Source organism: Pseudomonas sp. 20-5, assembly GCF_056782835.1.
In genome coordinates this window covers 3612968-3626183 of the sequence record NZ_CM165584.1, presented here as the reverse complement: position 1 = coordinate 3626183, position 13216 = coordinate 3612968, and the positions used below count along the sequence as shown (strand labels likewise).

10 protein-coding genes and 1 tRNA gene are annotated in these 13216 nt (G+C 62.4%); 8 read left to right on the top strand and 3 right to left on the bottom strand.

The genetic code is table 11. The features are described from left to right. Positions 1–29: 29 nt before the first annotated feature. Entirely contained in the window at positions 30–251 is a 222-nt protein-coding gene (locus AC1RB9_RS16555; protein ID WP_003087901.1) for a hypothetical protein, read from the top strand. Positions 252–537: 286 nt separating this feature from the next. Here AC1RB9_RS16555 and AC1RB9_RS16550 read toward each other — a convergent pair whose 3' ends face one another. From AC1RB9_RS16550 to parR, 3 genes are all read right to left on the bottom strand, one after another. Further along, a complete protein-coding gene (locus AC1RB9_RS16550) occupies positions 538–2382 on the bottom strand; it encodes a serine hydrolase domain-containing protein (protein WP_033873391.1) in 1845 nt (614 codons plus the stop codon). A 104-nt stretch (positions 2383–2486) separates the two neighbouring features. Beyond that, positions 2487–3773, bottom strand: a complete 1287-nt coding sequence (gene parS, locus AC1RB9_RS16545; protein WP_003087912.1) for a sensor histidine kinase ParS — start codon at positions 3771–3773, stop codon at positions 2487–2489. Next, a complete protein-coding gene (parR, locus tag AC1RB9_RS16540) occupies positions 3774–4481 on the bottom strand; it encodes a response regulator transcription factor ParR (protein WP_003098126.1) in 708 nt (235 codons plus the stop codon). Between the two features lie 231 nt (positions 4482–4712). Between parR and tig the strand changes: the two genes are divergently transcribed. The 7 genes from tig to AC1RB9_RS16505 all read left to right on the top strand — a co-directional run bounded on the left by tig (position 4713) and on the right by AC1RB9_RS16505 (position 13176). Further along, positions 4713–6023 carry a trigger factor gene (tig, locus tag AC1RB9_RS16535; RefSeq protein WP_003087920.1) on the top strand — a complete coding sequence of 437 codons (1311 nt, stop codon included), beginning with the start codon at positions 4713–4715 and terminating at the stop codon, positions 6021–6023. A gap of 93 nt (positions 6024–6116) precedes the next feature. After that, the gene (clpP, locus tag AC1RB9_RS16530) at positions 6117–6758 is read left to right on the top strand and encodes an ATP-dependent Clp endopeptidase proteolytic subunit ClpP (protein ID WP_003098129.1); all 642 of its coding nucleotides are present in this window, start codon (positions 6117–6119) and stop codon (positions 6756–6758) included. 104 nt (positions 6759–6862) lie between these two features. Further along, complete coding sequence (gene clpX / locus AC1RB9_RS16525; RefSeq protein ID WP_003087924.1) at positions 6863–8143, top strand: ATP-dependent Clp protease ATP-binding subunit ClpX; 1281 nt, start codon at positions 6863–6865, stop codon at positions 8141–8143. Between the two features lie 131 nt (positions 8144–8274). After that, complete coding sequence (gene lon, locus AC1RB9_RS16520) at positions 8275–10671, top strand: endopeptidase La (RefSeq protein ID WP_003087926.1); 2397 nt, start codon at positions 8275–8277, stop codon at positions 10669–10671. Between the two features lie 135 nt (positions 10672–10806). Further along, entirely contained in the window at positions 10807–11079 is a 273-nt protein-coding gene (gene hupB, locus AC1RB9_RS16515) for a nucleoid-associated protein HU-beta (protein WP_003087931.1), read from the top strand. A 51-nt stretch (positions 11080–11130) separates the two neighbouring features. Continuing rightward, positions 11131–11207: transfer RNA gene (locus AC1RB9_RS16510), tRNA-Asp, on the top strand. Positions 11208–11310: 103 nt separating this feature from the next. After that, positions 11311–13176 (top strand): SurA N-terminal domain-containing protein, encoded by a 1866-nt coding sequence (locus AC1RB9_RS16505; protein WP_003098131.1) that lies wholly within the window; start codon positions 11311–11313, stop codon positions 13174–13176. The last annotated feature ends 40 nt before the right edge of the window (positions 13177–13216 follow it).

Here is a 13216-nt window from a genome sequence, read left to right as displayed (position 1 = left end):
GTCCGTATATGCAGTCTGGGTGAAGCGACATGTCGATGAAATGGACCGAGCAGCGCTTGCGCAAGGCTCTCAAGCAGATGGCGAACAATCATGAATCGGCTGCGGTCGAGGTCATGCGCGCCGTCGAGCGGGCGAACGATCCGAAGCTGGCGCAGCGCCTGCTCGAGGTGATCGAGCAGATGCACCAGGATGCCGATGCGCTGCGCTCCATCGACGACGAAATCGCCAGCGGCGTGATCCGTTGCCAATGAGGCCGTAGACGCTCCGCAGTTCAGGACTTCCCGGCTGAAACCGGCGCATCCGGCCGGTTCGCCAGTTTCGGGCGCAAGGTCGCGCCCTGGGCTGTGTTCCGGCGAACGGTATAAGGTTGGCGGCCGCGGAAGGCGAAGGCGGTGAACATGTTCGTATTCTCTCTCGGTGTGTTTCAGAAACGGTATTCCACCAGGGCGCTCGGGCCGATGCTGTCATGCCACTCTTCGGCGACAGCGGCGGAGCAGAGGCTGGCGAGCGTGCCGGCGAGGCACAGGGAGGGGCTTCTCATGGGGACTCCTTCCGTTGCAGCCAGGGACGTGCCTTGGTGTCTTGCTGGGCGAAGCGGTAGCCGAGCGCGTTCAGACCGTCGAAGTCGCGACTGAAGGTGTCTCCCAGGCCCTGGCCGCTGCCGGCCAGGACGGCGTGTGCGCTGTCGATGGGTTGCAGGATGAACTCGCCGGAGCGGGTTCCTCCGGCTTGCCCGCGCACCAGCAGGAAGCCGTCTTCGATCCTGATGCTCAGGCCGTTCAGGTAGCTGTGCCGGCCCGTGCTGGCGACGCGGTAGGTGCCGACGGCTTCGTTCCAGGCCTGGGGCAGGGATGTCGGCTCGATGCGCTCGCCGAGGTAGGCGGTCTGGTCGTGGCGGCGGGACACCAGGATTCGGCGTTGGCCGTAGCTGACCACGTCCAGTTGCAACTGTCCGGCGCTGTCCACGCCGACAGGCCAGAACCCCAGCAGTCTTTTTCTCATCTGCAGCCAGCCCGAGGTGTCGCGCAACAGTTCCACGCGTTGTTCGCCGAAATCCGCGTACAGGCGACCCCTGCGCTCGTACAGGCGAATCTGGCCTTGGCGGGTTGCGTAGCGACCGTATAGCTGTCGCCGGTCCTCCGGGCTCGGTACCTCCAGTGCGGGGGCGCGCGCGGGGGTGGGCTGTACGGCGGGGCGACGAGCGCCCTGTTTGACCTGCAGCATGAGCGACGCCGCTTGCCGGGCCAGGGAGGCAGTGAGCGACCCGCTGTCATCGGCGTTGCTCATGACAATGGCGGCGAGGCGCTGTTCCGGCAGCAGAATCAGATGGGCGCTGAATCCTGGGGTGGCGCTGGCGTACTCATAGTGACGGATGCCTCCTTCCAGCGGTGCGGAGCCGCACGGGCTGAGGAACCAGGCCAGGCCCACCTGGCAGTCGAAGTCCAGGGCATTGCCGGCGTTCTGCTGGCGGAACATCTCCTCGACGGAGTGTTTCCGGAGAAGCTGGCGCTCCTTGTGGCGCCCGTTGGCGAACAGCATGCGGACGAAGCGGCTGAGGTCGACCGGGCTGCTCCACAGGTCGTTGACCGGGAGGTCGCTGGCGGCGGCGGAGCCGGGGCGACCGCCGCCGCCGCCGCTGTAGCCGTGGGCGCGTTGCGCCTGGGGCAGGGCGTTCCTGGCGAAGCTGGAGCGAGTCATCTGCAAAGGGTCCAGCAGGTGCTCCCGCATGTGCTGCTCGAAGTGCTTTCCGGTGTTGCGCTCGATAGCCGCGCCGACCAGCTCGTAGCCAAGGTTGGAATAGGCGACCTGGGTTCCCGGCGGATTGCTCAGCCAGACGCCGGATACTTTCGCCGGCAGTTGGCCGAGTGAGCTCGGGCGTTCGCCGAACAGGGGCGGCAGGTGTTCGCCAGGAAGGCCGGACTGGTGGCTGAGCAGCCGGCGGAAAGTGATCGCGCGATCCGCCTCGCTCTGGTCGGCATGGAAGCGTGAGCGTACGTAGAACTCGCGCAAGGTGTCCTGGAGCGGGGCGTCGAGAGAGAGTTGGCCGCGTTCGGCCAGTTGCAGGGTCGCGCTGGCGATCAGTAGCTTGGACAGGTCGCCGGCGTGGAATGCGGTGTGCTCGCTGGCGTTGATCCTGTGCTGTCGGTCGGCATAGCCGAAACCGCGGGCCCAGACCAGTTGCTGGTCGTCGACCAATGCCAGGGCCAGGCCGGGCACGTCCTGCCTTTCCATTTCCCGGCGGATGTGGCGTTGCAGATAGTCGATGACCTCGCCGTAGTTGCCCACGGCGGCGCTCGGCGCTGGCGGGGCGGGCGGCAGTCCGTGGCAGCCGCTGGTGCCGAGCAGGCAGCCGAGAAGGGAAAGATGCATTGCACGAAACATGGAACACCTGGCGGAAAGGCGAGGTGTCCCATGCTAGGGCGGGCCTGGCTGGCAGTCCTTACGGCTTTGTCAGCAATCTGTGAAAGATTGTTAAGCCTCCGCTGTCAACGGGGTCGCTCCCAGGTCAGGCGGAAGGAGGCGCCTCCCTGCGGCGTTTCCAGCGCTTCCGCATAGCCGCCGTGCCATTGCGCGACCCGGCGGACGATCGCCAGGCCCAGGCCGAAGCCGCCGGTGCTGCGATCGCGGCTGTCGTCCAGGCGCGAAAAGGGTTCGAAGATCTTCTGCCGGGCGTCCGCCGGTATCCCGGGGCCGTCGTCGTTGACCCGTATCTGACAGCTGTCGCCTTGATCGAGGAGGGCGATTTCGACGCGCGAGTGTGCGTGGCGAATGGCGTTGCGCAGCAGGTTGATCACTGCGCGCGCCATGAAGCGAGGCTCGATGCGGATCTGTTCGACCTGGCAGGCGCTGATCTCGCAGGTGACTCCGGCGGCTTCGGCTTCCAGGGCGACGTCGGCGACGACGCTATCCAGCCAGCTCGCGGCGTCGACGATTTCCCGGTGGCTCCCGACGTTGCCGTGCTCCAGGCGGGCGTAGGTCAGCAGTTCGGAGACCATTTCCTCCAGTTCGCCGAGATCGGCGCGCATGTCCTCTATCAGGTCGTGGCGTACTTCGGCGTCGACCTGCTTGTTCAATTGCTCGAGTTCGAAGGACAGGCGGGAGATCGGCGTGCGCAATTCGTGGGATACCGCGTTGGTCAGTTCACGCTGGTTGCTGATCAGGCTTTCGATGCGGTCGGCCATCTGGTTGAAGTGCTGGGCCAGGGTGCGGATGTCGGAGCGTCGGAAAATGCGCGTGCGCGATGACAGGTCGCCGTCGCCGAAGCGTTGCGCGGCCAGGCGCAGGGTCTCGAGGTCGCGCCAGTGCGGGCGGACCCATACCAGCAGGGCGATGCCGACCAGCACGCCGAGCAGGATGTAGGCCAGCACGGTGAATAGTGGGGTCAGCGAGGGTTCCGGCGGCAGCTTGATGTCGAGCAGCTGCGGGCCCGCGTCGATGCGGCTGATGAATTCCGTGAAGTCCTCGCGTACCACCAGCAGGTTCTTGTCGAGGAGGGCCTGCTCTTCCTGCGTCAGCTTCGCCTGCCTGGCATCCGTCAGGCTCAGCTCGAGCCCGTAGTGGGGACGCCAGTCTTCGAGCTGTCGCTGGCGTCCGGCCTGGTCCAGCGGGGCCAGCTTTTCCACCAGCGAATAGGCCTGGCCGCGAACGGCGTCGCGGTGATAGTTCTCGACGATGCTGTCGTAGAACGCGTCGATGACATGGTCGACCACGAAGATCGCGGCGGCGAACCCCAGGGCCAGCAGCAGGTAGAGGCGCAGGAACAGGCGCAGCATTCAGAGCTCCCAGCCCAGCGGGTTGAACAGGTAGCCCTTGCCCCAGACGGTCTTGATCCGGACCGGCTCGCGCGGATTGTCCTTCAGTTTATTGCGCAGCTTGCTGATGCAGACGTCGACGCTGCGGTTCAGGCCGTCGAAGCCGATGCCGCGGATCTGGTTGAGGATCTCGTCGCGGGAAAGTATTTCCCCTGCCTGGCTGGCCAGCAGCCAGAGCAGCTCGAACTCCATCGTGGTCAGTTCGATGCCGAGGCCTTCGAGTTCCGCTTCGCGCCGCCGTCGGTCGATGTTCAGCTTGCCGAATGTCAGGCTTTCCGGGGAGGCGGGAAGGGGCGCGTGCCGGCGCATCAGGGCGCGCAGGCGGGCGAGCAGCACCGGTGGCTCGATCGGCTTGATCACGTAGTCGTCGGCGCCGGACTCCAGGCCGAGGATGTGATCGAGATCGTCCTCCTGGGCGGTGAGTATGAGGATCGGCAGGTTCGCGACCCGGCGGATCTCCCGGCACACCTGCAGACCATTCTGTCCGGGGAGCATGAGGTCGAGAACCACCACTTGCGGCTTGAAGTCGAGGAAGGCGGCGAACGCGGCATCACCGCGATGCACCTGGCGCACTTCGAAACCATGCTGGGAAAGGAAACTGGCGATCAGGCGGGCGAGCTTCTGGTCGTCTTCGACGAGCAATACCTTGCTGAGGGTAGGGCAGTCCATAGGGTTTCATCGGTCGGAGCGGAATCGGCTGGCATTATATGCGCCCGCTTCCGGCGAAGCTCCAGCGACTCGTTCGAGATCGGGCTGCGATCGGCGGAAGCGGCCGGAAACACCCCGGGGATCCGCCTGCACCCTGGCGGGGTGACTTCTGCTTTTCCCTCTACTAGAATGCATGCCCTTGATTCTGGGAGCCGGAAGGACCGGCTTACGTCTGTGCAACGAGGAATATCCATGCAAGTTTCTGTTGAAAGCACTTCCGCTCTTGAGCGCCGCATGACCGTTGGTGTGCCTGCCGAGCGTATCGAGACCGAAGTCAACAAGCGTCTGCAGCAGACCGCCCGTCGTGCCAAGATTCCAGGTTTCCGCCCCGGCAAGGTGCCGATGAGTGTCATTCGTCAGCGCTACGAAGCTTCCGCGCGCCAGGAAGCCATGGGCGATCTGATCCAGGAAACCTTCTACGAAGCCGTGGTCGAGCAGAAGCTGAATCCGGCCGGTTCGCCGTCGGTAGAGCCCAAGTCCTTCGAGAAAGGCAAGGACCTGGAATACATCGCAACCTTCGAAGTCTTCCCGGAATTTACCGTTTCCGGCTTGGAAGACATCAAGGTCGAGCGCCTGCAGGCCGAAGTTTCCGATGCTGATGTCGACAACATGCTCGACGTCCTGCGCAAGCAGAACACCCGTTTCGAAGTGGTCGAGCGTGCCGCCCAGAACGATGACCAGTTGAACATCGACTTCGTCGGCAAGATCGACGGCGAAGCCTTCGCCGGCGGTTCCGCCAAAGGCACCCTGCTGGTACTGGGCTCCGGTCGCATGATCGCCGGCTTCGAAGAAGGGCTGGTGGGGGCGAAGGCCGGTGAAGAGCGTGTGCTCAACCTGACCTTCCCCGAGGACTACCAGAACCTGGACCTGGCCAACAAGGCTGCCGAGTTCACCGTTACCGTCAATAGCGTAGCCGAGCCCAAGCTGCCGGAACTGAACGAAGAGTTCTTCGCTCTGTTCGGCGTGAAGGAAACCGGTCTCGATGGCTTCCGCGCCGAAGTGCAGAAGAACATGGAGCGCGAGCTGCGCCAGGCGATCAAGTCCAAGGTCAAGAACCAGGTCATGGAAGGTCTGCTGCAGGCCAACCCGATCGAAGTGCCCAAGGCCCTGATCGGCAACGAAGTGAACCGTCTGCGCGTGCAGGCCGTCCAGCAGTTCGGTGGCAACATCAAGCCTGACCAACTGCCGGCCGAGCTGTTCGAAGAGCAGGCCAAGCGCCGTGTGGTGCTGGGCCTGATCGTCGCCGAAGTGGTCAAGCAGCACGAGCTGAAGGCCGACGAAGGTCGCGTTCGCGAAATGATCGAGGAAATGGCCTCGGCCTACCAGGAGCCCGAGCAGGTCGTCGCCTGGTACTTCAAGAACGAGCCCCAGCTGAACGAAGTCCGTTCTGTTGTACTGGAAGAACAAGTCGTAGATACTGTCCTGCAAAAGGCCACTGTGACCGATAAGCAGGTATCCTACGAAGAAGCGGTCAAGCCGGCCGAAGCTCCGCAAGCGGCCTGATTCGTTCCTCTCGTTCGAATCCCACAAGCCAGCCTTAGTGCTGGCTTGTGCGTCTTTGAGGCTTCACTATCTGTTAGGGAGTGATCGCAAGACATGTCTCGCAACTCTTTTATTCCGCACGTTCCCGATATCCAGGCCGCCGGTGGCCTGGTGCCCATGGTGGTGGAGCAGTCCGCCCGCGGCGAGCGAGCCTACGACATCTATTCGCGCCTGCTGAAGGAGCGGATCATCTTCCTGGTCGGCCAGGTCGAGGACTACATGGCCAACCTGGTGGTTGCCCAGTTGCTGTTCCTGGAGGCTGAAAATCCCGAGAAGGACATTCATCTCTACATCAACTCGCCGGGTGGTTCGGTGACTGCCGGGATGTCCATCTACGACACCATGCAGTTCATCAAGCCCAACGTCTCGACCACCTGTATCGGCCAGGCGTGCAGCATGGGTGCCCTGCTGCTTGCGGGCGGTGCCGCCGGCAAGCGCTACTGCCTGCCGCATTCGCGGATGATGATCCACCAGCCGCTGGGCGGTTTCCAGGGCCAGGCCTCGGATATCGAGATCCATGCCAAGGAAATCCTCTTCATCAAGGAGCGTCTGAACCAGATCCTGGCGCACCACACCGGCCAGCCCCTGGACGTCATTGCCCGCGATACCGATCGTGACCGCTTCATGAGCGGTGACGAAGCCGTCAAGTATGGCCTGATCGACAAGGTCATGACCCAGCGCGACCTGGCCGTCTAAGGCTCCGCAATACTGGCGGTCGAGACATTCGGCCGCCTCGTGGGCTTGAAAATGCCCACAATTGCCTTCATCTTGTGTTTGAAGCTACCCATTGGATCGATCGAATGACTGATACCCGCAACGGCGAGGACAACGGCAAGCTGCTGTATTGCTCCTTCTGCGGCAAGAGCCAGCACGAAGTGCGCAAGTTGATTGCCGGCCCCTCGGTCTTTATCTGCGACGAGTGTGTCGACCTGTGCAATGACATCATCCGCGAGGAGGTGCAGGAAGCGCAGGCGGAAAGTAGTGGGCACAAACTTCCGGCGCCGAAAGAGATCCGCACCATCCTCGATCAGTACGTGATCGGGCAGGAGCGGGCCAAGAAGGTTCTGGCGGTAGCGGTATACAACCACTACAAGCGCCTCAACCAGCGTGACAAGAAGGACGATATCGAGCTCGGCAAGAGCAACATTCTGATGATCGGCCCAACCGGCTCGGGCAAGACCCTGCTGGCCGAGACCCTCGCACGTCTGCTGAACGTGCCGTTCACCATCGCCGATGCGACCACGCTGACGGAAGCGGGCTACGTGGGCGAGGATGTCGAGAACATCATCCAGAAGCTCTTGCAGAAGTGCGATTACGATGTGGAGAAGGCCCAGATGGGCATCGTCTACATCGACGAGATCGACAAGATCTCCCGGAAATCGGACAATCCCTCCATCACTCGCGACGTTTCCGGCGAGGGTGTGCAGCAGGCCCTGCTGAAGCTCATCGAGGGCACCGTTGCCTCGGTACCGCCGCAGGGCGGTCGCAAGCATCCGCAGCAGGAGTTCCTGCAGGTCGATACGCGCAACATCCTGTTCATCTGCGGCGGCGCTTTCGCCGGTCTGGAGCGGGTCATCCAGAACCGTTCCGCGCGCGGCGGCATCGGTTTCAATGCCGAAGTGCGCAGTCAGGAGATGGGCAAGAAGGTCGGCGAGGCGTTCAAGGAAGTCGAACCGGAAGATCTCGTCAAGTTCGGTCTTATTCCCGAGTTTGTAGGGCGTTTGCCGGTGATCGCGACTCTTGATGAGCTCGACGAGGCTGCGCTCATGCAGATCCTGACCGAGCCGAAGAACGCTCTCACCAAGCAGTACGCCAAGCTGTTCGAAATGGAAGGCGTCGATCTCGAATTCCGTCCGGACGCACTCAAGGCGGTTGCCCGCAAGGCGCTCGAACGCAAGACCGGTGCACGTGGCTTGCGTTCAATTCTCGAAGGTATCCTTCTCGATACCATGTACGAGATTCCCTCCCAGCAGGATGTCAGCAAGGTGGTCATCGATGAGAGTGTCATCGATGGCTCGTCGCAACCCCTGATGATCTACGAGAACAGCGAAAAGCCAGCCAAGGCTGCGCCTGAGGCATGAAAGAGCAGGGGCCTTCGGGCCCCTTTTCTTTTCCGACTGGCACGCTTGTTTTTTCCCGGGCCTAACCCCATCTTAGGCTGAAAGGTCTTCCTATCTGTTTCGTGGCCAAGTGCCGCTGTAGAGCCGACATTATGAAAACACTCGTCGAATTGCCCTTGCTGCCGCTACGTGACGTGGTGGTGTACCCGCACATGGTCATCCCGTTGTTCGTCGGTCGGGAAAAGTCCATCGAGGCCCTGGAGGCAGCGATGACCGGCGACAAGCAAATCCTCCTGCTGGCGCAGAAAAACCCCGCGGACGATGATCCGGGCGAAGATGGCCTGTACCGCATGGGTACGGTCGCTACCGTGCTGCAGTTGCTCAAGCTGCCGGATGGCACCGTCAAGGTGCTGGTCGAAGGCGAGCAGCGCGGCCAGGTCGAGCGCTTCATCGAGGAGGAAGGGCACATTCGTGCCGCGGTCCAGGCTATCGACGACGCCAATGTCGGCGAGCGCGAGGCCGAGGTCTTCACTCGCAGCCTGCTGAGCCAGTTCGAGCAATACGTCCAGTTGGGCAAGAAAGTCCCCGCCGAGGTGCTTTCCTCGCTGAACAGCATCGACGAGCCGAGCAGGCTGGTCGATACCATGGCCGCGCACATGGCGCTGAAGATCGAGCAGAAGCAGGACATCCTGGAGATCACCGACCTGTCGTCGCGGGTCGAGCATGTCCTGGCGCTGCTGGATGCCGAGATCGACCTGCTGCAGGTGGAAAAGCGTATCCGCGGCCGGGTCAAGAAGCAGATGGAGCGCAGCCAGCGCGAGTACTACCTGAATGAGCAGATGAAGGCCATTCAGAAGGAACTCGGCGATATCGACGAAGGGCACAACGAAGTCGAGGAGCTGAAGAAGCGCATCGACGCTGCCGGCCTGACCAAGGAGGCGCACACCAAGGCCACTGCCGAGCTGAACAAGCTCAAGCAGATGTCGCCGATGTCGGCGGAAGCCACCGTGGTGCGTTCCTACATAGACTGGCTGCTGAACGTGCCGTGGAAGGCCGAGAGCAAGGTGCGCCATGATCTCGCCAAGGCGGAAGACATCCTCGATGCCGACCATTATGGCCTGGAAGAGGTCAAGGAGCGCATTCTCGAGTATCTCGCCGTGCAAAAGCGGGTGAAGAAGCTCAAGGGCCCGGTCCTTTGCCTGGTGGGACCGCCCGGCGTGGGCAAGACCTCCCTGGCCGAATCCATCGCTCGCGCCACCAATCGCAAGTTCGTGCGCATGGCGCTCGGCGGCGTGCGTGACGAGGCCGAGATCCGCGGTCACCGTCGTACCTATATCGGCTCCATGCCGGGCCGCCTGATCCAGAAGATGACCAAGGTCGGCGTGCGCAACCCGCTGTTCCTCCTCGACGAAATCGACAAGATGGGCAGCGACATGCGCGGGGATCCCGCCTCGGCGCTGCTCGAGGTGCTCGACCCGGAGCAGAACCACAACTTCAACGATCACTACCTGGAAGTCGACTACGACCTGTCCGACGTGATGTTCCTCTGCACCGCGAACTCGATGAACATCCCGGCGCCCCTGCTGGATCGGATGGAAGTCATCCGCCTGCCGGGCTACACCGAGGACGAGAAGGTCAATATCGCCGCCAAGTACCTGATTCCGAAGCAGGTCCAGGCCAACGGCCTGAAGAAGGGCGAGCTGACCTTCGAGGAAGGCGCCCTGCGCGACATCATTCGCTACTACACCCGCGAAGCCGGGGTGCGCAGCCTCGAGCGGCAGATCGCCAAGGTCTGCCGCAAGGCGGTGAAGGAGCATGCCAAGCTCAAGCGTATCCAGGCGGTGGTGTCCAGCGAGACGCTGGAGAACTACCTCGGCGTGCGCAAGTTCCGTTATGGCCTCGCCGAACAGCAGGACCAGATCGGCCAGGTGACCGGGCTGGCCTGGACCCAGGTCGGCGGCGAGCTGCTTACCATCGAGGCGGCCGTGGTACCCGGCAAGGGCCAGTTGACCAAGACCGGATCGCTGGGCGACGTGATGGCGGAATCGATCACCGCGGCGTTGACCGTGGTGCGCAGCCGCGCCCAGAGCCTAGGAATCGCGGCGGACTTCCACGAGAAGCGCGACATCCATATCCACGTTCCGGAAGGCGCTACGCCGAAGGATGGCCCGAGCGCAGGCATCGGCATGTGCACGGCGCTGGTTTCGGCGATCACGCAGATCCCGGTGCGCGCCGACGTGGCAATGACCGGGGAGATCACCCTGCGTGGGCAGGTGCTGGCGATCGGCGGGCTGAAAGAAAAACTTTTGGCGGCGCACCGCGGCGGGATCAAGACGGTGATCATTCCCGAGGAAAATGTTCGCGACCTGAAGGAAATTCCGGACAATATTAAGAGTGATCTGGTTATTAAACCGGTTAAATGGATTGACGAAGTCCTGCAAATTGCGCTGCAATACGCCCCGGAGCCCTTGCCCGATGCGGCTCCGGAGATGGTTGCAAAGGATGAAAAACGCGAGCCTGATTCCAAGGAGCGAATTAGCACGCATTAGTCGGTAGGTATTCTTGACACTGTTTTTGGGCCCTTGTTATAAAGCGGCACTTGCTGAGTCAGTTGGCCTACCAGCGCAGAATTTCCTTACACCTAACACATAGAAACATACTCAACAGAAATAAGGGGACTTAGAGTGAACAAGTCGGAACTGATCGATGCAATTGCCGCATCTGCTGATATCCCGAAAGCTGTTGCCGGTCGCGCACTGGACGCAGTGATCGAGTCCGTCACTGGCGCCCTGAAGGCTGGTGACTCCGTCGTGCTGGTTGGTTTCGGCACCTTCGCTGTCAAAGAGCGCGCTGCTCGCACCGGTCGCAACCCGCAAACTGGCAAGCCGATCAAGATCGCCGCTGCCAAGATCCCGGGCTTCAAAGCCGGTAAAGCCCTGAAGGATGCTGTCAACTAAGCGTCTTTTGGGACTCGTTCTACCCAGGTCGGCCAAGGCTGGCCTGGCTGCGGAGCGGTAGTTCAGTCGGTTAGAATACCGGCCTGTCACGCCGGGGGTCGCGGGTTCGAGTCCCGTCCGCTCCGCCAGTTACGAGAAGGCGCATCCTCGGATGCGCCTTTCTTATATCCGCATCTCTTACCCACGCCGCGCCGCCCAAGACGGCTGGTCGTGGCAGTTTTTGGGGGCTGCATGCTGCAGAACATCAGGGATAATTCCCAGGGCTGGATCGCCAAGACCATCATTGGCGTGATCATCGTTCTCCTGTCGCTGACCGGCTTCGACGCGATCATCCGGGCCACCGACCACTCCAACGTGGCCGCCAAGGTCAACGGCGACGATATCAGTCTCAATGAAGTCCAACAGGCCGTGGACATGCAGCGTCGCCAGCTGCTGCAACGCCTGGGCAAGGATTTCGATCCATCCATGCTGGATGACAAGCTGCTCAAGGAAGCGGCCCTGAAGGGGCTGATCGAGCGTACCCTGCTGCTCCAGGCCGCCAAGGACGACAAGTTCGCCTTCTCCGACCAGGCGCTGGACCAGTTGATCCTGCAAACTCCCGAGTTCCAGGTCGACGGCAAGTTCAACGCGGATCGCTTCGACCAGGTCATCCGCCAGATGAACTACAGCCGCATGCAGTTCCGCCAGATGCTCGGCCAGGAAATGCTCATCGGCCAGCTTCGCGCCGGCCTGGCGGGCACCGGTTTCGTCACCGACAACGAATTGCAGTCCTTCGCTCGCCTCGAGAAGCAGACCCGCGACTTCGCCACCCTGGCGATCAAGGCCGACGCCTCCAAGAGCAGCGTGAGCGACGACGAGGTGAAGGCCTTCTACGAAGGCCACAAGAGCGAGTTCATGACTCCCGAGCAGGTGGTCGTCGAATACGTGGAGCTGAAGAAGTCCTCCTTCTTCGACCAGGTCAAGGTGAAGCAGGAAGACCTCGAGGCGCTGTACCAGAAGGAAATCGCCAACCTTTCCGAGCAGCGCGATGCCGCACACATCCTGATCGAGGTGAACGACAAGGTCGGCGACGAGCAGGCCAAGGCGAAGATCGACGAGATCAAGGCTCGCCTGGCCAAGGGCGAGGATTTCGCCGCGCTGGCCAAGGAGTTCTCCCAGGATATCGGCTCGGCCGCCACCGGCGGCGACCTGGGCTACGCCGGCCGCGGCGTGTACGACCCCGCGTTCGAGGAGGCGCTGTATGCGCTGAAGCAAGGTGAGGTATCCGCCCCGGTGAAGACTCCGTACGGCTACCACCTGATCAAGCTGCTGGGCGTGCAGGCGCCGGAAGTACCGAGCCTGGAAAGCCTCAAGCCGAAGCTCGAGGACGAACTGAAGAAACAGATGGTCGAGCAGCGCTTCGTCGAGGCTACCAAGGACTTGGAAAGCTCCGCCTACGAAGCCGCCGACCTGAGCCAGCCGGCGCAGGAAATGGGCCTGAAGGTCCAGACCAGCCAGCCGTTCGGACGTTCGGGGGGCGACGGCATCGCTGCCAACCGCCAGATCGTGCAGACCGCGTTCAGCGCCGAGGTGCTGGAAGAAGCGGCCAACAGTGGCGCCATCGAGCTGGATCCGGACACCGTGGTGGTGCTGCGGGTCAAGGAACACAACAAGCCGAAGGAGCAACCGCTGGAGCAGGTCGCGGCGAACATCCGCGAGCGCCTGGCCGCCGAAAAGGCCGCCGAGGAGGCGCAGAAGCGTGGCGAGGCCCTGATCGCAGAGCTGCGTGAAGGCCGTACCTCTTCCGCAGCGGGTGAGTCGTGGAAAGTGGTCGAGGCGGCCTCCCGCGGCCACGAAGGCGTCGATCCGAAACTGCTCCAGGCGGTGTTCCGCATGCAGCGTCCGGAGGCCAAGGACAAGCCTTCGTTCTCTGGCGTGACCCTGGCCAATGGCGATTACGTGGTGATCCGCCTGAATGGCGTCAGCGAGCCGGAGGAGGCTATCTCCGACGACGAGAAGGCCATGTACCGCCGCTTCCTGGCTTCGCGCAGCGGACAGGCAGACTTCGCCGCCTTCCGCCGTCAGTTGCAGGACAAGGCGGAAGTCGAGAAATACTGAGACCGAGATGCAGAGAAAAGGCCGCTTACGCGGCCTTTTC